At 66.6% G+C, this 24213-nt stretch carries 23 protein-coding genes and 2 pseudogenes; 14 read left to right on the forward strand and 11 right to left on the reverse strand.

The features are described 5' to 3' along the window. The first annotated feature begins 132 nt into the window (after window positions 1-132). Complete coding sequence (locus tag ACZYZ3_RS04990) at window positions 133-1269, forward strand: acyl-CoA dehydrogenase family protein (RefSeq protein ID WP_463962725.1); 1137 nt, start codon at window positions 133-135, stop codon at window positions 1267-1269. A 138-nt stretch (window positions 1270-1407) separates the two neighbouring features. Here the strand turns inward: ACZYZ3_RS04990 and ACZYZ3_RS04995 are convergent. Continuing rightward, window positions 1408-1824, reverse strand: a pseudogene (locus ACZYZ3_RS04995) (helix-turn-helix domain-containing protein); the annotation flags it as partial. Between the two features lie 190 nt (window positions 1825-2014). On the opposite strand from ACZYZ3_RS04995, the gene ACZYZ3_RS05000 reads away from it, so the two are divergent. The 3 genes from ACZYZ3_RS05000 to ACZYZ3_RS05010 all read left to right on the forward strand — a co-directional run bounded on the left by ACZYZ3_RS05000 (window position 2015) and on the right by ACZYZ3_RS05010 (window position 4322). Beyond that, the gene (locus ACZYZ3_RS05000) at window positions 2015-3058 is read left to right on the forward strand and encodes an NAD(P)-dependent alcohol dehydrogenase (RefSeq protein WP_463962726.1); all 1044 of its coding nucleotides are present in this window, start codon (window positions 2015-2017) and stop codon (window positions 3056-3058) included. Window positions 3059-3184: 126 nt separating this feature from the next. Beyond that, window positions 3185-3871, forward strand: a complete 687-nt coding sequence (locus tag ACZYZ3_RS05005; protein WP_463962727.1) for an HD domain-containing protein — start codon at window positions 3185-3187, stop codon at window positions 3869-3871. 70 nt (window positions 3872-3941) lie between these two features. Beyond that, window positions 3942-4322 carry a DUF7793 family protein gene (locus tag ACZYZ3_RS05010; protein WP_463962728.1) on the forward strand — a complete coding sequence of 127 codons (381 nt, stop codon included), beginning with the start codon at window positions 3942-3944 and terminating at the stop codon, window positions 4320-4322. Between the two features lie 138 nt (window positions 4323-4460). Here the strand turns inward: ACZYZ3_RS05010 and ACZYZ3_RS05015 are convergent, their stop codons facing one another. From ACZYZ3_RS05015 to ACZYZ3_RS05025, 3 genes are all read right to left on the reverse strand, one after another. Beyond that, a complete protein-coding gene (locus tag ACZYZ3_RS05015) occupies window positions 4461-4916 on the reverse strand; it encodes a hypothetical protein (RefSeq protein WP_463962729.1) in 456 nt (151 codons plus the stop codon). Window positions 4917-5000: 84 nt separating this feature from the next. Beyond that, entirely contained in the window at window positions 5001-5714 is a 714-nt protein-coding gene (locus ACZYZ3_RS05020; protein ID WP_463962730.1) for a GAF domain-containing protein, read from the reverse strand. Between the two features lie 27 nt (window positions 5715-5741). Beyond that, on the reverse strand, window positions 5742-6422 hold the full coding sequence (locus ACZYZ3_RS05025; protein ID WP_463962731.1) for a GAF and ANTAR domain-containing protein: 681 nt from the start codon (window positions 6420-6422) through the stop codon (window positions 5742-5744). Window positions 6423-6768: 346 nt separating this feature from the next. On the opposite strand from ACZYZ3_RS05025, the gene ACZYZ3_RS05030 reads away from it, so the two are divergent. Both ACZYZ3_RS05030 and ACZYZ3_RS05035 read left to right on the forward strand, forming a co-directional pair. Further along, window positions 6769-7329 (forward strand): hypothetical protein, encoded by a 561-nt coding sequence (locus ACZYZ3_RS05030; RefSeq protein WP_463962732.1) that lies wholly within the window; start codon window positions 6769-6771, stop codon window positions 7327-7329. After that, the gene (locus tag ACZYZ3_RS05035; RefSeq protein WP_463962733.1) at window positions 7326-7703 is read left to right on the forward strand and encodes a DUF6221 family protein; all 378 of its coding nucleotides are present in this window, start codon (window positions 7326-7328) and stop codon (window positions 7701-7703) included. The genes ACZYZ3_RS05030 and ACZYZ3_RS05035 overlap by 4 nt, the downstream gene beginning before the upstream one ends. An 82-nt stretch (window positions 7704-7785) precedes the next feature. On the opposite strand, the gene ACZYZ3_RS05040 is transcribed toward ACZYZ3_RS05035, so the two are convergent. The 3 genes from ACZYZ3_RS05040 to ACZYZ3_RS05050 all read right to left on the reverse strand — a co-directional run bounded on the left by ACZYZ3_RS05040 (window position 7786) and on the right by ACZYZ3_RS05050 (window position 11268). Continuing rightward, complete coding sequence (locus tag ACZYZ3_RS05040; protein WP_463962734.1) at window positions 7786-8967, reverse strand: cytochrome b/b6 domain-containing protein; 1182 nt, start codon at window positions 8965-8967, stop codon at window positions 7786-7788. A 527-nt stretch (window positions 8968-9494) separates the two neighbouring features. Beyond that, window positions 9495-10481, reverse strand: coding sequence for an electron transfer flavoprotein subunit alpha/FixB family protein (locus ACZYZ3_RS05045; protein ID WP_463962735.1), 987 nt, complete (start codon window positions 10479-10481; stop codon window positions 9495-9497). A gap of 10 nt (window positions 10482-10491) precedes the next feature. Beyond that, window positions 10492-11268, reverse strand: a complete 777-nt coding sequence (locus ACZYZ3_RS05050) for an electron transfer flavoprotein subunit beta/FixA family protein (RefSeq protein WP_463962736.1) — start codon at window positions 11266-11268, stop codon at window positions 10492-10494. A 318-nt stretch (window positions 11269-11586) separates the two neighbouring features. Here ACZYZ3_RS05050 and ACZYZ3_RS05055 point away from each other — a divergent pair. Then, window positions 11587-12473 (forward strand): annotated as a pseudogene (locus tag ACZYZ3_RS05055) (methyltransferase family protein). Between the two features lie 61 nt (window positions 12474-12534). On the opposite strand, the gene arr reads toward ACZYZ3_RS05055, so the two are convergent. The 4 genes from arr to ACZYZ3_RS05075 form a co-directional block, all read right to left on the reverse strand. Further along, entirely contained in the window at window positions 12535-12960 is a 426-nt protein-coding gene (gene arr / locus ACZYZ3_RS05060; RefSeq protein WP_463962737.1) for an NAD(+)--rifampin ADP-ribosyltransferase, read from the reverse strand. A gap of 138 nt (window positions 12961-13098) precedes the next feature. Then, entirely contained in the window at window positions 13099-14841 is a 1743-nt protein-coding gene (locus ACZYZ3_RS05065; RefSeq protein ID WP_463962738.1) for an alpha/beta fold hydrolase, read from the reverse strand. Window positions 14842-14940: 99 nt separating this feature from the next. Further along, window positions 14941-15501, reverse strand: a complete 561-nt coding sequence (locus tag ACZYZ3_RS05070) for a hypothetical protein (RefSeq protein WP_463962739.1) — start codon at window positions 15499-15501, stop codon at window positions 14941-14943. Between the two features lie 85 nt (window positions 15502-15586). After that, window positions 15587-16078, reverse strand: a complete 492-nt coding sequence (locus ACZYZ3_RS05075; RefSeq protein WP_463962740.1) for a hypothetical protein — start codon at window positions 16076-16078, stop codon at window positions 15587-15589. Between the two features lie 88 nt (window positions 16079-16166). Between ACZYZ3_RS05075 and ACZYZ3_RS05080 the strand changes: the two genes are divergently transcribed. From ACZYZ3_RS05080 to ACZYZ3_RS05110, 7 genes are all read left to right on the forward strand, one after another. After that, entirely contained in the window at window positions 16167-16736 is a 570-nt protein-coding gene (locus tag ACZYZ3_RS05080) for a GNAT family N-acetyltransferase (RefSeq protein ID WP_463962741.1), read from the forward strand. 27 nt (window positions 16737-16763) lie between these two features. Next, window positions 16764-18029 carry a 3-hydroxyacyl-CoA dehydrogenase family protein gene (locus ACZYZ3_RS05085; RefSeq protein WP_463962742.1) on the forward strand — a complete coding sequence of 422 codons (1266 nt, stop codon included), beginning with the start codon at window positions 16764-16766 and terminating at the stop codon, window positions 18027-18029. Between the two features lie 66 nt (window positions 18030-18095). Then, window positions 18096-19286, forward strand: a complete 1191-nt coding sequence (locus ACZYZ3_RS05090; RefSeq protein ID WP_463962743.1) for an acyl-CoA dehydrogenase family protein — start codon at window positions 18096-18098, stop codon at window positions 19284-19286. Between the two features lie 10 nt (window positions 19287-19296). Then, entirely contained in the window at window positions 19297-20931 is a 1635-nt protein-coding gene (locus ACZYZ3_RS05095) for an AMP-binding protein (RefSeq protein WP_463962744.1), read from the forward strand. Between the two features lie 75 nt (window positions 20932-21006). After that, window positions 21007-21681, forward strand: coding sequence for a TetR/AcrR family transcriptional regulator (locus tag ACZYZ3_RS05100; protein WP_463962745.1), 675 nt, complete (start codon window positions 21007-21009; stop codon window positions 21679-21681). Between the two features lie 150 nt (window positions 21682-21831). Then, window positions 21832-22740, forward strand: a complete 909-nt coding sequence (locus ACZYZ3_RS05105; protein ID WP_463962746.1) for a hypothetical protein — start codon at window positions 21832-21834, stop codon at window positions 22738-22740. After that, window positions 22737-24212 carry a PGAP1-like alpha/beta domain-containing protein gene (locus ACZYZ3_RS05110; protein WP_463962747.1) on the forward strand — a complete coding sequence of 492 codons (1476 nt, stop codon included), beginning with the start codon at window positions 22737-22739 and terminating at the stop codon, window positions 24210-24212. Before ACZYZ3_RS05105 ends, ACZYZ3_RS05110 begins: the two co-directional genes overlap by 4 nt. Window position 24213 lies beyond the last annotated feature (1 nt).

Consider the following 24213-nt stretch of genomic DNA (forward strand, 5'->3'; position numbering starts at 1 on the left):
TGCAGCTTCGCATATTGTTCGTCGATGAGCGGGGTCCGGAGGGGGTCGTGAAGAAAATATAGTAGGAAGTCCTAGTAATAAGCGGGCCGGCGTACTACATTGAGTCAAAATCTACGCTTCGGAGGACTGGGTATGTTTGAACTCAACGAGGACCAGCAGTCGCTGGTTGCGATGGTGCGGGACTTCGCCAACGGGGCTCTGGCACCGAACGCCGCGAAATGGGACGAGACCAAACACTTCCCGGTGGACGTCCTGCGCGAAGCCGGCGCCCTGGGTATGGGCGGCATCTATGTGCAGGAGCAGTTCGGCGGCTCCGGGCTAACGCGCAGCGATGCGGTGCTGATCTTCGAGGAACTGGCCAAGGCTGATCCGACGATTGCCGCCTACATCTCCATCCACAACATGGTGGTCTGGATGATCGACTCCTTCGGCAACGATGAGCAGCGCGCCCAGTGGGTGCCGCAGCTTGCCTCCATGGAAGCCCTGGGCAGCTACTGCCTTACCGAGCCCGGCGCCGGCTCCGACGCTGCCGCGTTGAGCACCAGGGCGGCGCGCGACGGCGAAGAGTACGTGCTGAACGGCGTCAAACAATTCATCTCCGGGGCCGGGTCGTCGAGCTACTACATCGTGATGGCCCGCACCGCCGACAACGGAAACCGCGGCATCACGGCCATAGTTGTCCCGGCGGGGACCCCGGGCCTGTCGTTCGGTCCGAACGAGAAAAAGATGGGGTGGAACGCCCAGCCGACCCGCCAGGTTATTTTCGACAATGTCCGGGTTCCGATTGCCAACCGCCTCGGAGACGAAGGCAGCGGTTTTGGGATCGCGATGAAGGGGCTCAACGGAGGTCGCGTCAACATCGGCGCCTGCTCCCTGGGCGGCGGCCAGACTGCCCTGGATAAGTCGGTGGCCTACCTCAAGGAACGCGAGGCGTTCGGCGGACCGCTGATCAACCAGCAATCCTTGCTGTTCCAGCTGGCCGACATGGAAACAGAGCTAGTGACCGCCCGGACGCTGCTCTGGCGGGCAGCGGACGCGCTGGACCGCGGGGCGCCCGACGCCGTCAAGCTCTGCGCCATGGCCAAGAGGGTCGCCACGGATGCCGGGTTCAACGTCGCCAACAGCGCCATCCAGCTCCACGGGGGCTACGGCTACCTTTCCGAGTACGGACTGGAGAAGATCGCCCGGGACCTGCGGGTCCACCAGATCCTCGAAGGCAGCAACGAGATCATGCGCCTGATCATCGGCCGCACCGTGTCCGGTACCTAGCCAAGGTTGCGGCCAACGTCGTCCGCTGCACGTCCCCCGACAGTTGGCTGCCCCTTAGCCCTGCTTCAGCGGTTCCTGAGCTGCCCGCTGGCTCGCGGCCCAGCTGGCCAGCAGCCGCAGCGCGTCCCCGGTGGGGGAGCCGGGCTCGGTCCGCAGGATCGCCACCGTGTCATTCGCGGCGCGCTCCCAGTCCGGGTAGAACCCGTGGGCACGGCTGTCGAGGAAAATGAGGCGGGCTGGGTGGCGGGGCGCCGGCGCTGCGGCCTGCGGCTGGTGCTGGCAGCCCGGGCCAGGTCGAACAGGCGGGCCTGCTCCGCCTCATCCAGCTGCAGCGCCCGCGCCAGGGCTTCCAGGCCGCCCTCGGAGACTCCGGAGAGGTCCCCGCGCTCCAGTCGGGTGTAATTCTCGACACTGACCCCGGCCAGCAGGGCATCCTCTCCGGCGCAGCCCCGGGACGCGGCGCTTGCCGCCGTAGACGGGCAGACCCGCCTGTTCCGGGGTGATTTTCGCCCGCCGGGTGGCGAGGAAGTCCCGGGTCTCGCTCTGGTTGTCCATCCAATCAACGGTAGAGGGTGCGGTGCCGTAAGGGAGTCCCTGCCAGCACCCCTCACAGCAGGGCCTCCCTCTCCGGCAGCCGAATGGTGTTTGATGGATAGTGCCCCCGATGATGACCGGGCCGAAAGGCCGCACCTGACCGGTGCCGGACGCCGGGGCACCCCCCACACCATCCACAAGCAGGAGATCCATGCTTACCGTTAACGCTTACGCCGCCCCCTCCGCGACGGAACCCCTCGTTCCGACCACCATCGAGCGCCGGGACGTTGGCCCGCACGACGTCCTGATCGACATCAAGTTCGCCGGCATCTGCCACTCCGACATCCACACCGTCCGCGGTGACTGGGGGCCCCAGCAGTTCCCCCTGGTGCCGGGCCACGAGATCGCCGGCATCGTTTCCGAGGTCGGCTCTGCCGTCACCATGCACACCGTCGGTGACCGGGTCGGCGTCGGCTGCATGGTGAATTCCTGCCGCGAGTGCGTCAACTGCCAGAAGGGTGAGGAGCAGTACTGCCTCGCCGGGAACACGGGCACGTACGGTGCCGTGGACCGCGACGGCACGATCACACAGGGCGGCTACTCCACCCACGTGGTGGTGACCGAGGACTTCGTCGTGCGGATCCCCGACGGCATCGAACTCGACGTCGCCGCGCCGCTGCTCTGCGCCGGCGTCACCACCTACTCGCCGCTGCGCCACTGGGGTGCCGGACCCGGCAAGAAGGTGGCCATCGTGGGACTCGGCGGCCTCGGACACATGGCCGTGAAGCTCGCCCACGCCATGGGCGCCGAGGTGACCGTGCTGTCACAGTCGCTGAAGAAGCTGGAGGACGGGCTGAAACTGGGCGCGGACCACTACTACGCCACCAGCGACGAAAACACCTTCACGGATCTGGCAGGCTCATTTGACCTGATCATCAACACCGTCAGCGCTTCGATCGACATCAGCTCCTACCTGCAGTTGCTGAGCCTCGACGGCGCCCTGGTGAACGTGGGCGCCCCGGCTGAACCGCTGCCCGTGAACGCCTTCGCCCTGATCATGGGGCGCCGGTCCTTCGCCGGATCCATGATCGGTGGCATCCGGGAGACCCAGGAAATGCTGGACTTCTGCGCCGAGCACAAGCTTGGCGCCGAGATCGAGGTCATCCCGGCCGGGAAGATCAACGACGCCTACGAGCGTGTGCTGGCCTCCGACGTGAGGTACCGCTTCGTGATCGACACCTCCACGCTGGTCTAGTCCCTGCGGCCGCGGCAAGCAGTAAGACGGGGGGCCCGGCCGGCGTCAACCGGCCGGGCCCTTCCAGGTTCCGCTGGGCGGAAGGCGGTCCTTGCCCGCGGCCGGTCCGGCAGGCACGCTGGCAGGATGACCAAACTGCTGCCGGACGCCAACTATTCCGGCCTCGATATTTCCGCCGGGATCGAGGCGGAGCCCGAGGGCGTTATCGCGCTGGACCTGGAACTCGCCGCCATCTGGCATCTTGCGGCGCCGTTCCTGTTGGTCCGCGACAACGACGCCCACACGCTCTACGCCTTCGGGCTGGCCCGCGCAATGCTCGAGGCGCACCCGGAGGCGGATGCCGCCGTCGTCCTGCCCGCGATCCTGCTGCATGACATCGGCTGGTCGCAGGTGCCGCCCGCGGAAGTCCTGCAGGCGATTGCGCCCGGCGGCGGCAGGCCGGATCTGGTGCTGCTGCACGAGAAGGAAGGCGCCCGGCTCGCCGCCGGGATCCTTGCCGAGGCAGGATACGACGCCGGGAAGGTGCCGGCCATCCTGGGCATCATCGACGGCCACGACTCCCGCCGCGAGGCGCTCTCTATCGAGGACGCGATCGTCAAGGACGCGGACAAGACCTGGCGGCTCAGTCCGCACGGCATCGACACGGTGATGGACTGGTTCGGCCTGGACCGCGGCCAGGCGCTGCGGCTATGCAGCCAGCGCGTCCACGGGAACCTGTTCACGGCGGAGGCCCGGGCCGTGGCCCGGGCCCTGTCCGCGCTGGAGTCGGTGACGCTGTGGCCGCAGCGGCAGTCGCTGCTGGGCGGGCCATAGGAACGTCTGCCGGGGCGCACCGGGACCGCGCTGCAGAGTATCGTGCCAGCTCAGGCCTAGAATAAACCCAATGATCCCTGACCCAGCTGTCGTCCCCGAAGGGAAGAATTCCCTGAGCGTGCGCGCGGGGATCATTGAATCCGTCTGGCGCCCCGGTTCGTTTGTGGACGTCGACGACGCCAGGGACGCCATGCTGGCCGTGGAACGGATCAGCGGCGGCACTCCGATGCCGATGCTCTCCGAAATGACCGACGTGGAGATCAGCGCCGCGGCCCGGTACGAGTTCGCGCAGACCACGGGGGTGCTGGCCATTGCGGTTCTCGGATCCAGCGCCGTGGACCGCGTGGTCGCCGCCGCCATGAGCCGCTATACCCTGTACCCCCACGAGTTCTTTACCTCCAGGATCGCCGCCATGACCTGGCTGGCGGACGTCGTCAGGGGCCGGGCCTAGCGGTCCAGCGTCGCTGTCGCGCCGTGGCGGGAGAAAGTTGTTCCCGCCTCATGTTCTGCCTCTGGCAGAGGTTCTCCCAGCCCGGTCGTGGCGGGTGGGCTTCCGACGCCGGGCGACCCGGCCCGGGGGCTACGCGGCCTAGAGTCCGCTCAGGGTTTCGATGTAATCCAGAGTTTTGGGGCTGACATGCCGCACACCTGCAAGGGCTTCCCGGAGGGCGGTCCGCCTGGCCGGGTCACTGAGTGCGCCTCGGAGCTCCATGACCGTCTCGACGCCCCGGCCCTCGAACACGCGGGTGATGTCCTCGACCTGGGCCAGACGGCCCGGCGAGGGCCAGTCGATAACCTCGGAGAGCTTGCCCGTCTCAAGGTGCCGCCGGAATCCGCTGATCGTGGCGGCATCCGGCCAGGCCGCAATCAGTGCGTCAACGCGCGGCTTGACGGTCTCGTGGTAGTTCTGACGTCGCTGCAACGTGGCATCGACGATGATCGCCCCGATGTGGTCCCACCCGCGGAAGGCGTCGCCCGCGGCGTCCGTGCCGGGGGAGTCCGTTGGCATCGGAGGAAGGTTGGCAGCATCATTTTCGCTAGTCATAAATGAATTCTTCCATGGGCCGGTGGTGGGCGCGTGGGCGGCGGCGCACCGGCCGTCACCCTGGCCAGCCCAACCCGACAACCCTCAGAGGGTAATTCTGCGGTTGATGACCTTGTCCGCTGTCTCGTAGATCGTCTGGTTGTGGGCGCGGGCGTAGCCGCGCAGCAGCGCGAATGCTGCGCTCATGTCGACATTGGAGGTGTGGGCGACCACGCCCTTGGCCTGTTCGATCAGGATGCGGCTGTTCAAGGCGCGCTGCAGCTGTTCGTTGATCAGGGCGCTTTCCCTCGCAGCGCGTTCCTGCAGCAGGGTAATGGTTGCCACGTCAGCAAAGGCCTGGGCAATCGCGGCGTCGTCGGCGGTGAGGGGACCGGGCTCGCGGCCAAAGAGATTCAAGGCACCGATGGTGCGGCTGCGCAGGCGCATGGGGACGGCGTGCAGGGACCGGAATCCCTGGGATAGCGCAGACGACTGGAAGAGGGGCCATCGGGAACCCTGCGCCGCGATGTCGTCGATCGTCACGACGGCTCCGGTCCGGTAGCAGTCCACGCACGGTCCCGCGCCAGCCTCGAGCTGGAGGACTTCCACGAGCTGGCTCTCCTCGCTCGTTGAGGCCATTACCTGGAGGTCTCCGGCCGGATCGACCAGCACGAGTCCCGCGGCGGCGGCGTCAAGAATGCCAACTGATTCATCCACCAGTGTGTGGAGGAGGTCGAAGACGTCGTAGTCCGCCACTAACGTGTCCGCTATCTTGACGAAAGCGGCACTCACGCGTCCTGCGCGGCTTATCATCGCCATAACCGGATTCTACTGCACGCGCGCATCTCAGCCGCCACCGGGGGTGAAGTCAAGGCTTCTGCCGACGACGTCGCGGGCGACCTCCCGGACGGTACGACCATGGGAAAACGCGTGAGCCCGGATCAGCAGAAGTGCGTCCCGCGCAGACGTCCCGGCCTGTGCCAGGACCATTCCGGTGGCCTGGTGTACCTCGCGACGTGACAGGGGAGAGCCATCCGGCGGGGCGTCGGTGCCGTCTCCGGGGGTAAGGGTCAGGAGCTGGCGCAGCAGGAGCCAGCTTGCGGCGTCGGCGAGCTGCAGGGCTGTGGACTGCTTTGCCGGGCTCAGTGGGCCGGATTCAGAACTGTAGAGCTCCACGACGCCGATATCCAGGGCGCCGAGCGCGAGCGGGAAAACGAAGATGGCCGCAACTTCCAGGTCCAACAGGGATTTTGCAAAGACCGGCCAGGCGCCGTGCGGCCCCCTGCGCACATCCGGCAGGAGCACGGGACTGCGGGTTCGCAGGGCCTCCCAGCGCGGGCCTTCCCCCAGATCGAACTGCAGCTCATCGATCCTTGCCGCCACTGTGTCGCTGGCACATACCATTGTCTCCGGGGCCAGGCCGGAGAACACTGAGATCGCAGCCCCGGAAATCGGCAGCGACTCGACGAACCCGCTGCAGAGGCCGGCATCGAATTCCTGTGCCACCGAGTCTGTGCTATCACCCATGCCGGACAGCCCAGCCGGTTTTATCCATGACGCCGAAACTTCCCGCCGGGGGAGACAGGTGCCACTGGATCGTTCGGTACAAAATACTGGCCATGGGGTCGCGCCTCCTCGGCCTTGTCGGAGTGCTCAATCGCTGGGGAAACCACCCAAGTGTTTGTTCATTCTATGCCTGCTTACTTTCGAGCCTGCTGGCGGCACCAGTTTGCCGTTTCCGCCTTGGTTCTCCCAGCGGCATGGATCTGTCCCGGCGCCTACCGAATTAGTTCAAGATCGGATAAAATGGCAACTGTTGCCCTGGACCCCGGTAGCGCCATTTCTCGGCGAACTATCCAGGAGGATCCCACCGATGCGAGGCAACCCCATCCCTAGACCGGCGTCCGTTCACCCGTTTCACCGTTCCGGGGCCATCATTGATGATCCTCGGCCCGAACGCGGGGAACAGAACGAACAGCTGCTCGGACAAATGGACGATGGCGAGCAAGCACCAGCGCCGCTGGCTCAGGCCCGCCAGCAGGGGCTGGCGGCAGGACTGGCCGACTTCCTATGGAAGCGGCAGGAACCGGGACCTGACCAGGCGCCGTCGTCCACCACAGGGCGTAGTGGCGAGCAAGATTCCGGAATTTGGCAGGACCAGCTGTTGGCGGAGATCGAAGGCCTTGCTGCGACGCTGAAGGAGAAGGTGGCCCGGTACTCGTTGACACAGGCAGACCAAACCTCCGAACAAGCCGCGGAACCAGCCAACAAGACTGCCGTGTTGTGGATTCAGGACGCCCTTGAGGATATTGCCGCGACAGCCTTGGGCATTGAAATGGCGTCACGCGCACTGTTCATCCAGGCAGCTTCGGGCGGGGAACTGGATTCGAAGCGCGAAACAGCCCACGAACAAACAGCAGGATCCGCCGAATGACCGGCCCCATCGGTGCCGAATGGACCTATCTCGTTGAGTTTCTCGAAGCGCGCATCGCGGAGCAGGAATCAGCCATCCGGGAGGGAACCTTCGCCCGGGGGGCCGCCGATGCTCCTGAAAGCGACGACAAAGTCTCCCTAGGCCAGCTCATGCTGGACGAGTGCGCCCAGAAGCGGGCAATCATTGCCAGCTGGAAGGAAGCCGCCGACGCCGAAGGGATCACCGATCTCAGCAAAGCCGAAGGGACAATAGCCATCGCCCGCAGGTCAATGCTCACCATTCTCGCGGGCTCCCATCGGGAGCATCCGGACTACGACCGGGCCTGGTCACCCGCGCTGCCAACCGGTACGCCCGGAGAACCTGCGAAGGCCTGAAACGCCGGACCCAGGAGGGGAGGGCAGGCCAGGCAGCGGAAGGAACTCGTGCCCGCCGCCCGCCGCCCGGTGCCGGCGAAGCCTAGCGGCTGCTCACCTGACCGAACAGCTTCGCAATTGGCGCGAGCAGGATCGGACGGGCGGCGTACCACGCGGCCACCGTAACGCCGATGGCGGCCGCGAAGAGCCAGAACCCGACCCAGTTCACCACGTCGGTGCCGCCAAACATGTGGTTCAGGTTGCGCAGCGCACCGGTCGAGAACACCAGGAACACGTGGATGAGGATGAAAAGCACGAAAAACAGCATCGTCGGGAAGTGGACCGCGCGCGCAACCTCCACCGGGTAGATCTTGTTCAGCGTCTTCGCGTTCTTCGGCCAGAACTCGCTCATGCGCACACCCGTGATCGCCGCGAGCGGGGCCGCAATGAACACCACGAGGAAGTACATCAACTGCTGCAGGCTGTTGTAGTTCACCCAGCCGTTCTCTATGGGCCAGTCGAGAGTCATGTACTGCAGCAGCGCGGAGAGCGCATTCGGGAACACCTCCCAGCTGGTCGGTACGATTCGCATCCAGTGGCCGGAGGCAAACAGCAGCACCACAAAGATGAGACCGTTCACCAACCATAAAATGTCGAGCGACTGGTGCAGCCACAGGTTGATGCTGATTTTCTTGCCACCGCGCTTCGGCGTCCAGAACGCCGGCGGCTTCTGCTGAGTGCGCACCTGATAGCCGGAGCGAATGATGAGCACCATCAGGAAGAGGTTCAGGAAGTGCGTCCACTGCGCCCACCAAGGGAATCCCGGCTCGGCGGTCGCGGGCAGGTGATATTCGCCGGGGTACCTCTCGAGGAACGCCGGCACGCCCGGCAGTGTCGTCACACCGCGCGCGGCGAGCACAAGAATCGCTGCGGCGGCCACGGCGCCGACCGCGAGGAGCACGACGCGCCTGATCCACTGGCCCAGGGTGCGAGAACCATAGAGCCTTGCCTCAGCCTGTGGCCGCACGGGCATCTCAGCGGCGACGGACTGCGCCGGCGATGCCGGGACGGCGGTGGCAGCGGGTGCACTCGCGGCGGCCGTCGGCTCCGCCTCGGAACGGGTCTCCACCACGCTGGCAGCCGGTGCATGGGCCGGAGCGATGCGTTCGGGAGCTGGCTCCACCGCGGGGGCGGCGGCGACCGCCGGAGCAAGCCCAGCCAGCGGCCAGGGTTCACCGTCGGGGACGCGCGGAAGCCCGCGGCGAAGCAGCGTGGTTCCCGTCATCAGGGTGGCGGGTGCGGTGGTGGGAGCAGCTGCAGGCGACGCCGCTGCCGGCCCTGCTTGCGCAGCAGGATCTGCAGCAGCATCGGCGGCCGGCGGGAGCGTGGCGCCTCCGGCGGGAGCCCCGGACAGAGCCCCGAGAAGTACCATCCTTGATGCCGAAACCTCGCCCGCGGGCGGCCAAGGTTCGCCGCCCGGCACCCGCGGCAGGCCACGGCGAAGCTGCCGCGCCACCGCCGTACCGGCGTTCACGGCAGGGACGTTGACGGCAGGGACCGGGGCGGACATTGTGGCACCCGGTGCCGTTTCCTGGACGGCAGCGGCAGCGGCAGCGGCAGAAGAGGCGGAGGGGGCGGAGGGGGCAGCGGCCGCTGGCCCGGCGGCGCCCGGTCCCTCCCTGGAATCAGACGCCGACCGGGCTGGGGCTCCGGCCGTGACAACGCGTGCGGGCGCCCGTCCTGCCGGAGGCCAGAGGTCCCCGCCTTCGACGCGCGGCAGGCCCCGCCGGATCGAGCCAGACAGAGGGGCCATCACTGATTCTTCCGAGCCTCAAGGGCGCTGATGAGCTGGGGGACAACCTTGAAGAGATCTCCGACCACACCAAAGTCGGCGATCTCGAAGATCGGCGCGTCTCCATCTTTGTTGATGGCGACGATGGTCTTGGCGGTCTGCATCCCGGCCCGGTGCTGAATCGCGCCGGAAATGCCCAGCGCGATATACAACTGCGATGACACGGAAACCCCGGTCTGGCCGACCTGGTGTGACTGCGGGATGTAGCCTGCATCCACCGCGGCACGCGAAGCACCGATGGCAGCACCGAGTGTATCGGCGAGCTGTCCAACGAGGGCAAACTGTTCCTCCGACCCGAGGCCGCGACCACCCGCGACCACCTTCGAGGCACCACGCAGCTCCGGCCGCGAGGTGGCAACAACGGCCTCGTCGAACGAGTCAATCCGCGCGGCCGGCTTCTCGGAGCGCGTCACTGCCAAGGTCTCCGACGCTTGCGGCTGAGCCGTGGCGCGGGCTTCGATGGAGCCCTGACGAACCGTAATTACCGGCGGCCCAAACGTGGACGTTGACGTCACATCGTAGGCACCGCCGTAGACGGAGTGGTGTGCCACGATGCCCTCGTCATCACGTGAGACACCGATCGCATCGACGGAAACCGCTGCACGCGACCGGGCGGCGTAACGGCCGGCAAGATCGCGTCCATTCAAAGAATGCGAAATCAGGATCGCCCCCGGCTGCACCTGCTCCACCGCGGCGGCAAGGGCGTCAACGCCCGGCACGCCGAGCGCGGAAGGATCCGGAGTCTCTGCGATCAGGACGCGCGCGGCACCCAGGAGCGCGGCCTCCGCGGCGGCGGCGCTCCCGGTGCCGGGTGAAGCGAGTACCAATGCAATGGGCGTGCCAACTTCAGCGGCAGCACCGAAGAGTCCGGCCGCAGCCTTCTCAAGCTCACCGGAAGCCCGGGTTTCCACGACGACGAGGATTGCGTCACGAGGGAATTCAGTCATGTCGTTACTCCTAAGCCAGTCGGTTTTCGATGAGGAAGTCAGCGAGCTGCTCGCCGGCATTACCGTCATCAATGATCTTTACGCCCGCCTCACGCGGGGGCTTCTCTGCAACGGTCAGCATGATCGAACGCGCCGCGTCCGGGTTGTCGGCCGTGATCCCAAGGTCTGCGAGGGTGAGGACCTCAAGGGGCTTCTTCTTCGCCGCCATAATTCCTTTGAAGTTCGGGAAGCGCGGACCGGGAAGCGCCTCGGTAATGGAGATCACCGCGGGCAGGTTCGCTGACACCTTCTGCACGCCGGATTCAACGCCCCTGGTGCCGGACACCGCGCCGTCGCTGATCTCTACGGTGCTGAGCCCGGTGGCAAGCGGCACGTCAAGCAATTCTGCAAGCATCGCGGGAATGATGCCGCCGGAACCATCGGTGGAGACGTTGCCGGTGACCACAAGGTCAAACTCGACGCGACGGATCGCTGCGGCGAGGGTTTCAGCGGTAAGTCCAAGATCGGCACCCCGGAGCGCCTCGTCGGAGACGTGGGTGGCGCGTCCCGCGCCCATCGCAAGGCCCTTGCGTATCGTTGCCGTGGCACCTTCGGGAGCGAGGGAGAGGATTGCGACCTCAGTGCCCTCGTTCGCGTCGGCGTACGTCAATGCCAGCTCCAGGGCCCGCTCGCCGATCTCATCAATGACTGCCTCGCTGGCTTCCCGGTCGGCGAGGCCTGTTGCAAGGTTGAGTTTTCGGTCCCCGTACGTGTCGGGGACCTCCTTTACGAGGACGACTATCTTCATTGATGGCTCTTCCTGTGGCGGGCTTGTCTCGCTGGAGGAGACGTGCCGAAATGGCGAATTTTCTTGCAGTGCTATCTGTCAGTTTAGGGACGAGATCCCCCCGGTAAGGACGCCGCTGTGGCGTACGCCGACTTTGTGTCAGACGCAGGGGTCGAATTCGGTAGGCTGGGGCCGACAGTATCTCCGACACGAACATGGCCACGAACTAGAGCCTGAAGTGGCTGCTCGAAGCATTCCATCGACAAGCCGACAGGGATTATTGATGTTTGGGTGGAGCCGGTGACTCACTTGGTTCGGTGGGGTCGAGCATATTTCGCCATGCAGGCGATTGCCGGTTTCTCCTGGTGGGCCGCGGTTTTCGTGTCGCCCGTGGTGCGCGCGGTGACCCTCGGCAATCTCGACCCGGCCGCGGTGGCGGTCTTCGACATTCCACTGTTTGTCATCGCCTCGGCCGCGGCGGCTTCCGGCGTCAGGGCTGCCGCGGTAGTGGCCACCGTCTGGACCACCGTCGTCGCAGCCGCACTGACGGTATATGCCACGATCACGACCGAAGCGGGCTGGGGCGTACTCAGCATGGGGGCTGCCGCCGCAGGTTCGCTGATTGCGCTCTGCCTCGTCCTGCTGGGGCGCGTCCCGACAGAGTGGATCGTCCGCGGTCCGTTCGCATTCCGCCCCGCCAGCAGCCGCCGGACCGCCGCAGCCCATGTGGCGTCAACTTTCGGGCAAATCGTCTTCTTTTGGGGGTTCTTCCTGGTGGTGCTTCCGGTTGCCCTGGCGGTTCTCGAACAGCGGTGGGCGGTGGTGCTCCCGTTTCCGTGGTTTGCAGGTCCCGTCGGTGTCGTGGTTCTCGTGCTCGCCAGCGTTCTTGGCGTCTGGTCGGCAGTGGTGATGTCGACGCTGGGAGATGGCACGCCGTTGCCCCGGCGATGCCCAACCGTCTGGTTATCGCAGGTCCGTATCGCTGGATTCGTAATCCGATGGCGGTCGCGGGCATTGTCCAGGGCGCCGCGATCGGCCTCATGCTGCAGTCATGGCTCGTTGTCGCCTACGCGGTCGTGGGCTCACTGGTGTGGAACTACGCCGTCAGGCCGCTCGAGGAATCTGACCTTAAGGAACGATTCGGCGAAGAATTCCAGCACTACCGTGACACGGTGCGCTGCTGGATACCTCAAGTAGCGGAGAACCAACGCTCCCAGAGACGGTAGCGGGCGCAGGGTGCGTTGTCGAGGAGTACGCTTCCGGCGCTGACTGCCGCCGCGCACGATGTCAGTTGATTGCCTCGATGCCACGCCGCTTAAGTTCTTCAAGGTGGTCGCGCATATTCTGAAGCATCTCGGGGGAGTGCGGCTGCCAATCCAGGATCTCGTTTACGACTCGCAGCGGCGCTCGGGTGCGGTAGGACCTCGTCGGGTTACCCGGGAACTTTTTGTCCGTCAGATTGGGGTCATCCTCAAAGGGCCCCGTGGGTTCCACAAGGTAGATTCTGCTTTGTCCCTCGCCCACGCCGAGTTCCGCTCCCCAAGTAGCCGCATCCAGCGTCGCGGTCAGGTAGATGTAGTTCGCACTCCGTCGTTCCCCGAAGTTCGAGTTGTGACCGGGCTTCAGCAGGTCCCCAGGCTTCAGATCAGCCTTCGTGCCGTGATAGAAGGGCCCGGGGTCTTTGGCCCCGGACGACTGCGTTCGGTTCTCCATGATTACCCTCCTCGAACTTGGGCTCCCACAGTAGCTCGCCGCCCATGGATGTGGACCAGCTTCCTGGTCTGCCGTGGGCTCAGGGTCTGCGCAGGAACTCCCGCACGGTATCGGTGTACTCCGCGGTCCGCGTTGCCATCACTCCGTGGCCGGCGCCCGCAAACAGGCGGACCTCCGCGCGGGATAGAGAGCCCGGAGGGCCGCACGGGCCCGGGGTGAGAACGCCTCGTCGCGCTCCGATTCGATCAGCAGCACCGGTGCCGTCAGGGCCGTGAGGGCGGGCGCCACCGGGGTTCCTGGGGCCGGCAGATGCGCGAAGTCGTCCATCTCCCGCAGGGCGGAGAGCAGGTCCGCTTTCCCCAGCCGGCTGAGGATGTCCGTGAGCAGCTTGTTCCAGAAAGTCGCGTCGGCTTGCAGGGTCGGGACAAACCAGCGGCGCCAGGTCCAGCCGGTCAATGAACGCACGGCGTTTTCCGGAAGAACGGCGAGGACGCGGCGCAGGAGCGGAAGTAGCGGCAGCGGCGCCGCGGCGGGGCCTCCGGTGTTCGCGAGCACGAGGCGCCGCACACGTTCGGGGTGCCGGCGGGCGAACGTCTGCGCCACGAAACCGCCGAAGGAGGAGCCCAGCACTTCCGCTTGCCTGACGCCCTCGGCGTCGAGGATCGCTGCCAGGCCGTCCGCAAGCCCGGCGAGGCCGGCGCCGGCGGGGTAGGCCGGCGCGAGGACACGGAAATCCCGTTCTAGCGCTTCGATCAGCAGCAGGTACATGTCCGGCAGCCGTGTGCCTCCGGAGGGCAGCAGCACCGTCTGCCCGCCAGAGCCGCCGGCAAGGTAGCGCCAGCGCACGCCGTCGACATCCAGGGTGCGGTACCGGTGGCTGGCGCGGAACCCGGCCAGCTGGGCGTCCAGGGTGGACGGCGGCCCGGCCTCCGGTTCGTCCCGGCGGCGTTCCGATGCCGGTCGGGACGGCGGGGCGGCAGGGCTTGCGGTCCGGACCGGGGGAAGGGCGCGGCCTTCGAGGAAGCGTCCGACGACGTCGGCGTACTCGCTCGGGTGGGTGGCGGCAGGCCAGTGTCCGCCCTCGCCGAACACGTACGCGCGGGCGCCGGGATAGGCAGCCAGCAAGGCTTCGCGTTCGCGCGGCGTGAAGCCGCGGTCGTCGGAAGCGGCGATCACCAGCACGTCCTCCGGACGCTCGAAGGCCGCCGCGGCGTTACGGTCCCGGTTTTCGGCCAGATCCAGGATCACTGCCAGTCGCGCCAGGGCCGATTCCCTGGTGTGGGCGGCGAAGAGGTCCTCTGTGTAGGCGCTGAGGAAGGCACGGTCGTTGTCATCTGCCCCCGCGAGGAGGCGCGCGATCCTCGGGCGGTAGAACGCGGCGAGGGCGGCCTTGGGCAGCATCGAGAAAAGGCGGACAAAGGCGCCCACCCGGCGCGTGTGGCCAGGAGTGTAAAGACCAAACCCGGAAAGAATGAGCTTGTCCACCCGCTCCGGATAACGCCGTGAAAAGGCGTGCGCGACGCCGGCGCCGAGGGAATGCCCGAAGACACTCGCGGACGGGACTCCCTCGGCATCGAGGATGGCCGCGACCCCGGCCACGAGTTCAGCCATGGTCCGCACGGAGGGATAGGAGGGGGAGATGACGCGGAACCGGGGTTCGAACGCGGTGATCGTGCGGAACGCGGAGTCGCCGAAGGAGAAGCCGGAGAAGCCGCCGCCGAGGACAAGAAGCGCCGGTCTGGTGTCCTCAGGTGCGGGGGCTGCGTCCTTGGCGTGCGGCGCGGCGGGTCCCGCGAGGTACTGCCAGTCGACAGCACCGACGGTCAGTGACCGGTACGGGTGGGTGGCACGGAATGCCCTCAGCTCGGCATAGCCGTCCATGGTTCCTCCCGCCGGATGGCCCGATAAGAGGGAGACTACGCCGCAGCTTGGGGCCGCCGCAACGGGTGCCTGGACGCTTCACAGGTGCCAGCGGCGGGCTCACCAGAATTTCTGCACGCCGGAGGCGGCGTCGCGGAGCCGGGAGCCGTCCAGGAAAATGGAGCACTCCGCCAAGCCGAAGTCCTTCCACTGTGCAACCAGCTGGAGTGTCCCCGCCGGTGGCAGCGGCCAGAGCCAGAGCGAGCCGGAGCCGGAGAGTTCGTCATCACCGCCGTTCCCGCCGCCGTTTCTCATCAGGAGCACCGGCGGATCAGGCTCCTCGGTGCCCTCGAAGAATCCGTGGGGGTGCGCACCGGTGCTGGACTTTGATCCATCAGGGAAAGCCGCACCGAACAGCAGCATCGAAGCTCCCCCGGAGCCCCTGCGGGCGCCGGGTCCGGGCCGGAAAAACATCTCGTTGAGATCTGCCCATTCCTCATCCGTCTGGTTGCCCCGGCGGATGACCCAGGACACATCGAACGAACACCCCGTCGAGAAGACGTCCGCGCTCTTGACGGCCATCGCCACCGTCGGGCTCCGGTGCAGGAACTGACCGATCTGAACGACAAGCGGAAGCTCGTACGGCGGGGCGCCGGCCCAGACCGGAGGGACGTACCTCATTGCCCGCCCGCGCGGGGGAGTAGGCGGCACCGGAAAGTCCCGGAAGAACGTCATGGATGGTCCTTTCGTCGGCGGGCGGCCGCGGTTACTGCGGCTGGCCCAGGAGCTGGAGGGTGATGGGCTGTGTTGTCACGGGACCGCCGCATTCGTCCGAGCCGCCGACCCTGGTCCACTCAAGCGGGTATTGCTGCTGGGCGAGCAGGGTGCCGTCCTGGGCGAGTACACGGGTTTCCACTTCGCCGGGCAAACGGCCCCGGACGGTGAACGACCAGGAATTGACGGCAGTCCGGGTGGCGACGAAGGGGGCCATTGGCGGTGGAGAGTCGACCAGTGGGCTGGGAACCGCTGATTTCGGTGAAGCGGGATGAGGCGCGGAAACCTCGGGAACAGAGCACCCCTCCGGAGTGCAGAGTTGAACGGCGTCGACCGCGGTGAGGTCGCCTTCGAGTCGCACGGTGATGGCGCTGACCCAGCCAACTGCGGGGCAAACGACGTCGGTTACGCTGCAAGCGGTCAGCTGCAGGCCGGCAACCATCAGCACGATGGCAGAGCGAAGGATCCCCCGATTCGACCTCATTTGGCCAGTCTAGACAGGTTCGCGGCGGACTGTCCGGTGCCCTCGTCCGTCGGACGGCCGTGCCGCCGCGTCTGGTTGACTGGTCCATATGATCAGGGATGCCAGGCCAGAAGACCTGTCGAAGATGCGCGGCATCGAAGCCGCTGCGGGCGAGGTCTTCCGACTGGTCGGCATGGCAGCGGTCGCGGACGATCCGCCGCCCGCCCTGGATGCCTTGGCCGTGTACCAGCAGGATGGCAGGGCCTGGGTGGCCACCGATTCCGCGGACGAGCCGATCGCCTATATTCTGCTCGGCGTCGTCGATCGTTTTGCGCATATCGAACAGGTGACCGTCCACCCTCGATACGCCCGCCGCGGTATTGGCCGGACGCTCATCGAGGAAGCCGCGCGCTGGGCAGGAGCCCGCGGACTGCACGGACTGACGCTGACGACATTCGAAGAAGTCCCCTGGAACGCACCCTACTACCGGAGCCTCGGTTTCCAGCAGGTGCCCGAATCTCAATGGTCGGAAGGCATCCGGCAAATTGTGCAGTCCGAACGTGACCACGTTCTGGCAGCCTGGCCGCGTGTTGTCATGCAGAAGGCTGTCACCTCCAGCGGCAGCTTCCCCGCCACAGCCACAAACCGCCCAAATGAAACTCAGTACCTATTGACGTGAGACTCAGTTTCACGGTAGAACGGTGACATGGTTCCTGACAATGTCGTTGAAACTGCCACGCTCGCGGGGGCCGGCACGGCTGCCTCCGAAGGGCCCGGAAAGTCGGCCAGCGCGTACGCGAAAGCTCTCTTGGCCGCTGAACGGCAAGGGCCGCAGGGGGCGCCCGGCGCAGTCCCGCGCCCTGTCCGAAGCGTTGGAGTCATCGGAGCCGGGCTCATGGCCAGTCAGCTCGCCCTGCTCTTCGCCAAGCAGCTGGGGGTTCCGGTCCTGATCACCGATCTGTCCCAGGCGAAGGTGGACGGGGCACTGAGCGGGATCGCCGGACACCTGGACAAACTGGTGGCGCGCGGGCAGCTCACTGAAACGGCGGCGCGGGAACTTGGCAGTCTTGTCCGCGGGACGGTGGACAAGCGAGAATTCCGGAACTGTGACGTCGTCATTGAGGCCGTGTTCGAGGAGCTGAGCGTCAAGCGCGCCGCCTTCGCCGAGATCGAGCCCCTGCTGCGCGCTGACGCGCTGCTGCTGACAAACACCTCGTCCCTTTCCGTGGCAGCCATCGGTCGCGGCCTGAGCCATCCGGAACGCCTGGTGGGACTGCACTTTTTCAATCCGGTGGCTGTGCTGCCGTTGGTGGAAATCATCAGCACCGAAGGCAACGACGACGTCAGCATCGCCTCTGCCTGTTCGCTCGCCCGGCTCCTTGGCAAGACCGCGGTGCTGGTCACGGACACGCCGGGCTTTGTGGTGAACCGGATCCTGAGCCGGCTCTTCTGCGAACTTCTCCGGATCATTGATGACGGGGCGGAGGTAGAACTGGCGGACCACGCCCTGGATCCGCTGGGACTGCCAATGACCCCGCTGACACTGCTGGGTTTCATTGGACCCGCCGTCCAGCTGCATATCTGCGAGGCCATGCACGCCGCCTATCCGGACCGCTTTTACGTCAGCACCAGCCTGGCCGCCATTGCGGCGGCGCGCCTGCGCGGCTATCTCGACAAATCGGGCACCGTGCTTCCCGAGGCGGGTGCCCTGCTGCCGAATGCCGACGCCGGCCTTCCGGCACCCGGCGCGGAGTCCATCAGGGCACTGATCCTGGATGCCCTGGCGGAGGAGGTGGGCCTGATGCTGGCCGAAAACGTGGTGGCCGGACCGGCGGACGTGGATCTGTGCATGCTGCTCGGCGCCAACTTTCCCGAGCACCAGGGCGGCCTCACGCCGATGCTCGACCTCAGTGGCGCCTCCCGGCGCGTGTGGGGAAAAGAATTCCACTCCGGGCCCGGCTTTGCCGAATAGGCATCGCGCGGGCCGTCCACACAAGCGCCACCTCTCTCATCCCCTTCCTCATTCCCTCCGCTAAGGATGCAAGCCATGCCCGATTATGACGTCTCCGAACCGCTCGATACCGACTACTACTCCGTCTTTGCGAATATTCCTGCCCCCGACCGTGAAGTCTGGAACCGCGCCAGGGCCTTCACTGTGGAGGCAATGCCGCAGATGAACGACTACTGGGAGCGCGCCGAGTTCCCCGCCCACCTAGCCAAGCGGATGGGCAGCCTGAACCTGCTGGCCGACGGCCTGGACGTCCCGGGCCTGGACCTGATGTCGCCCCTGGGCGCCGGACTGGTCAACATGGAAGTCTCCCGGGGGGACGGTTCGCTGGGTACCGTGATCGCAGTCCAGGGCGGCCTGGCCATGCGCTCGATTGCACTCTTCGGCTCTGAAGCCCAGCGCGAGACCTGGCTTGGTCCGCTGGGCCGGGGCGAAAAGCTCGGCGCCTTCGCCCTGACGGAACCAGACCACGGCTCGGACTCAGTGGCACTGGAAACCACCGCCACCCTCGACGGCGGGGAGTACGTCCTCAACGGCGAGAAGAAGTGGATCGGCAACGGCTCGGTGGGCGATGTCACCGTGGTCTGGGCGCGCGATGACGCCGGGGATGTCCGCGGCTTCCTGGTGGAGCAGGACCGGGAGGGGTACGAGGCCGAGACCATCACCGGAAAGGCGTCGCTCCGCGCGATACACCAGGCCAGGATCAGGCTCAACAGCGTCCGCATCCCCAAGGCCAATCTGCTCCCCGGCGCACGCACGTTCAAGGACACCTCCAAGGTCCTCGTGGCGACGCGGCTGGGCGTGGCCTGGTCCGCCCTTGGCCACGCCACGGCCGTCTACGAAGCCGCATTGAACTACGCCACGCAGCGGACACAGTTCGGCAAGCCGCTCGCGAAGTTCCAGCTGGTCCAGGAACGGCTGACCTACATGCTCTCGGAGCTGACCAGCATGCAGCTGCATTGTGTCCACCTGGCCGGTCTTGACGCGGCCGGCCAGATGCGCCCCACGCAGGCCGCGATGGCGAAGTACCACAACACCCGCAAGGCCCGCGAACTGGCATCCATTGCCCGCGACATGCTGGGCGGCAACGGCATCCTTCTGGAAAACCACGTGATCCGGCACCTGCTGGACATCGAATCCATCCATACCTATGAAGGCACGCAAAGCATTCAGACCCTACTGATCGGCCGCGATGTCACCGGACAAAGCGCCTTCGCCTAAAGGACCCGCCATGACCACCATCGAGCGTCCCAACGAAACCCCGCTGAGCCCCCTGCGGTTCCTCCAGCGCTCCGCCGAGGTCTTCGGACACAAGACAGCGATCATCCACGGCGACCGCTCCTACACCTACTCGGACTTCGCCGCCGAAGCCCAACAGCTGGCCAAGGCGATCAAGAGCAGGATCCAGCCAGGCGACCGCGTGGCCTTCCTGTGTCCCAACGTGCCTGAACTGCTGATCGCCCACTACGCCGTTCCCCTTGCCGGGGGCGTCCTGGTGGCACTGAACACGCGGATGACCGCCCGGGAACTCCAGTACATCCTGGAACACTCCGAAGCCAGGCTGCTGTTTGCCGATTCTGAACTGCTGGGCACCGTGGCGGGACTGGACCTTGGCCTGACACAGCTGGCCGGCGTGATCGAAGTGCCCGACAGCACCATCCCCGATCCGGCGGTCCCGGCGGGTCTCAACACCACCCGCTATGCGGATTTCCTCGCGGGACCGGATAGCCGGGACGCAGATCTCCCCTGGGGGGTCCAGGACGAACGTGCGCCCATCACGCTGAACTACACCTCAGGGACAACAGGCAAGCCCAAGGGCGTGCTCTATTCACATCGCGGGGCTTACCTGAACTCGCTCGGAGAAACCATCCACAACCAGTTCACCGGCGACACCCGCTACCTGTGGACGCTTCCGATGTTCCACTGCAACGGCTGGTGCACGACGTGGGCAGTGACCGCCGTGGCGGGTGTCCATATCTGCCTGCGTGCCGTGCGCGCGGATGCAGTCTGGGACGCCATCGACAGACTCGGTGTCACCAACCTCTGCGGCGCCCCCACGGTGTGCAGCATCATCGCCGAAGCGCCCCAGGCGCATGAGCTCACGGCGCCGCTGCGGATCACGACGGCGGGCGCACCGCCCTCGCCAGCAATCATCACCTCCCTGGACTCACTCGGAATCACCGTGGTTCACGTCTACGGGCTGACCGAGGTGTACGGCCCCTACACGATCTGCGAGTACCAGTCCGAGTGGGATGAGCTGTCCCCCCAGGACCGGGCCGTGAAGATCTCACGTCAGGGCGTGGGGATGCTGCAGGCAGAGACGGCGCGCATCGTGGACCTGGACATGCTCGACGTCCCGGCGGACGGCACCACGCTGGGTGAAATCGTGCTGCGGGGCAACAACGTCATGCTCGGATATTTCAAGGACCCCGAGGCCACCGCCGAGGCCTTCGCCGGCGGGTGGTTCCACACCGGAGACCTCGGCGTTATGCATCCGGACGGCTACATCCAGCTCAAGGACCGGGCCAAGGACATCATCATCTCCGGCGGCGAGAACATCTCCACCATTGAGGTCGAGCAGGCCATCAGCAGCCACCCTGCGGTGTTGAACGTGGCCGTGATCGGCGTCCCGCACGAGAAGTGGGGCGAACGTCCGGTTGCCTTTGTCATCCGCAGCAGCTCCAGCCCGGTCACGGCCGAGGAAATCCGCGCGCACGTCCAGGGCCTGCTCTCTGGATTCAAGGTGCCGGACCGAATCCTCTTCCCGGACGAACTCCCGCACAATTCCACCGGCAAGGTCCTTAAGTCCCAGCTGCGCGCCCTGGGCGTCAGCGCCGCGGCGCTCAGCCAGGAAGCCGCCCAATGAGCGGCCAGGCCGCCGTCGCACTCTGGAGCGGCGGCGGTCAGGGCGACGCGCTGTTACTGCACCGGGGTGGCATCAGTGGCTAATTTCCGTTCCGAGGTGGCCGAGGCCGCCCTGGATCTGTTCACGGAAAACGGCTACGATCCGACCAGCGTGGACGATATTGCCCTGGCGGCCGGGATCTCGCGTAGCACCTTCTTCCGACAGTTCCGCGCCAAGGAAGACGTGATCTTTGCAGACCACGAGGCCTTGCTCAATGAGCTGGGCAGCTACCTGGCCGCGAGTCATCCCGATCCGTGGGAAGCCGTGTGCCAGGCCGCGGCGCTCGTCTTTGGAAAGTTCTCTGAGCAGCGGAAAATGGCCCAAAAGCGCTATCACGTGGTGCAGGCGGTGCCCGCGCTCCGGGACCGGGAAACGATCATGGTATCCCGCTACGAGCGGCTTTTCTCCGACTACCTCCGGCAGGCACGTCCCGGCCTGGGGGCACTTGATGCGATCCGGTTCACGGCGGCGGTCACGTCCACGCACAACTATGTGCTGCGCGAGATGATGCTGGATTCCCCCCGCGGGTCCCTCCGGAACCTGGAACACGAACTGCTGGCAGTACGGCGCATCTTCGGCGTCCTGCCACCGGGCGACCCGTCCGTTGCCCCGGCCGCAGATGACCTCGTGGTGGCTGTCTTCCCCCGATCCACTCCCACCGCTGAGGTGGCGCGCCGCATCCAGGACACGCTCGACGGTCGCTCCGCCTAGCCCTGCCTCCGACTGCGGCACCTGGGTGGGGCGCCCCAGACGGCACCCCGCTCAGTGGGAAGTTGTCCCCATGGCCCCGTGCCGGGCCGTGCTGTAGCGTGCCTCTCATTGGTTGAGCCTCCGACCAGTTCCGAACCGAAGGTCCCAGCCATGCCAGATTCCGCAGTGATACCTGCGACAACCACTTACCGGATGACCAGCCTCGCCTGGGCCTTGGCCGTGCACAGCGCCACGGAAGGGTTGCGGGGCGGAGCCGGCGCGGAGGTGCCGGGCTACCGTTCCGGGCCGGAGGTGGCCCTCCTGGCAGGGCTGGACGAACCAACCCGGGCCGGAATTGCCGGCGAGCTGACCACCGCCGGGATCACGGACACGGAAGGAAATATCCGGCCCCAGTGGCTACGGGCGGTGGGGCAGGCGGCCACCGCTCCAATCCGGGTGAGCCTGGTGTCGCGCTCGGGCGGCCACTCGACGCATTGCCGGGTGGACCTCTTTGAAGGCCGCGGCATCGCCGTCGAATTTACCCGCCCGGTCGCCACTGCCGCGGACGGAAGGACTGCCGCGGTCGGCGGCGCCGACGTCGTCACGGTCACGCTGCTCTCGGAGGCGGTCCTGTGGCACGTGTTGGCCCGGTCGATGCCTCAGTTTCCCGAGCTGACCGCCGGGGCGCCGGGCCCGGACACCGGCACTGGGGATTCGGGCCCGGTCCCCGGCCGGGACGGCGCGAAGACGACGCTCTCGGCAGCCGACGTTGCCGCCCTGGCCGGCGGAGGCGCCGCCGGAGTTCCCCCCGACGTCGCAGCCGCCGTGGCCTCGGCGAAAGCCACCGTCTACCTTGAGGTGCAGTCCCGGGCCGCCGGCCCCGGCTTGCCGTACCGCGGGGCCGGAGTCTGGGCGTTGTCCGACAGCTTGTATTCCGTCCGCACCACAGGACCGGCCACGGCGCGCCGCCTGGTAATGGTGGAAACCGCGGTCGGCGACATCGCACGCCAGCTTGTCTGGCACGTGCTCGGCGCCCACGACTTCCTGGCCCGCCGCTCCAGCGCGGAGCCGGCGTCGTGAGCCTTTACGGAATGGACCTGGCGCAAGGTGAGCACCTCGCGAAGGAACTCACGCGTGCGAGCCAGCGCTTCGCGCAGCTGAGTGGGCAATTGACGCCGATCATCACCGGCGGTCTCTGGCGGGGGCCCGACGGAGAGCAGTTCCGCGGCGATTGGAGTTCCCACAGCAGGATGCTGCTGGCCGCCTCGCAGGCGTTGCGGGATGCCTCTGAGGCTGTCCGGGAAAATGTCCGCCAACAGCAGGATGCCAGTTCCGGAGACACGGGTGCCGGCAGGCCCGCCGGAAGCCAGCCTGGCGGCAATGCGGCGGCGCTGCTGGACAGCTTCCTGGCGGGTGCCGGCGATGCGGCCGGTGACCTGTGGGACGGAACCGGTGAGGTCATCGACACCGTGGGCGGCAAGGTCGGTGACGGCCTGAGCTGGCTGGGAGGCCGGGTTTCGGAGTCCGTGTCCAACCTCGGTGACGCGGGCGGCGATGTGGTTGGGAGTCTGGGGGACATGGGCGGCCTAGGCTGGGATTTTCTCAGCACCGGGGAACCTCCTTCGGTTACCGAACTGCTCGCAGGCGGTACGGGGCTGCTGGCCGCCGGGCTGAATGCGAACGTTGCCCTGTCCACGGCCGGGCTCCTGCACCCGCACATCCTCGATGACGGCTCGCCGGTGGCGGGTGACCCGCAATCCGTGGGTGTCGGGTCGGACCCGGCGCAGAACGGCCACCGCAGCACCCCCGTTCCCAGCAGCCTGGCGCAGATCATGGGAGGGGTCACGGCGGCCTACGACGACGGCGGCAAGGCCGGGACTCCCGACGCGGCAGTCCGGATTACCGTCGTGGACAAGGGCAGCGGGCCGGCGTACATCGTGACCATCCCGGGCACCTCGGAATGGAACATTCGCTCAGGCTCTAACCCCATGGATACCGTGGGCAACCTCTCCTCCGCGGCCGGCAACATGTCGACAGCTTCGCGGGCAGTCGAGATGGCGATGCTCCAGGCCGGGATTCCAAGCGACGCGCCGGTCATGCTGGTGGGACACTCGCAGGGCGGGATGACTGCCGCCAACCTTGCGGCCGATCCAGACTTCCGTGGCCGCTTCGACGTCACCAACGTCATCACCTACGGTTCCCCGATCGACTCGACCCGCATCCCCAGTGACGTGAAGACACTCGCTCTGCAGCACCCGTTCGACGTCGTGCCCCGCCTGGATCTCGGCAACTCAAAGCCCGCGGGCCCCGTCCTGATGGGCTGGGAAAGCAGCAACGGCGCCACAGTCGTCACGCTCCCCAGCCCGGCCGGCTCCGGAATGGGCGACGTTATGGGCAACCACGACTACAACGCCTACGTCGCGTCCGTCGAGGCCAACGAATCCTCGGGTGCCCTCGCGGCCTACCGGAATGATCCGTCGACTCAAGCGTTCATCACGCCTGAGCCCGGCCAGGTCAGGTCAACTACGTCCGGCATCGGCCGGAAAGAATAGA

The organism is Pseudarthrobacter linnaei, assembly GCF_055412825.1.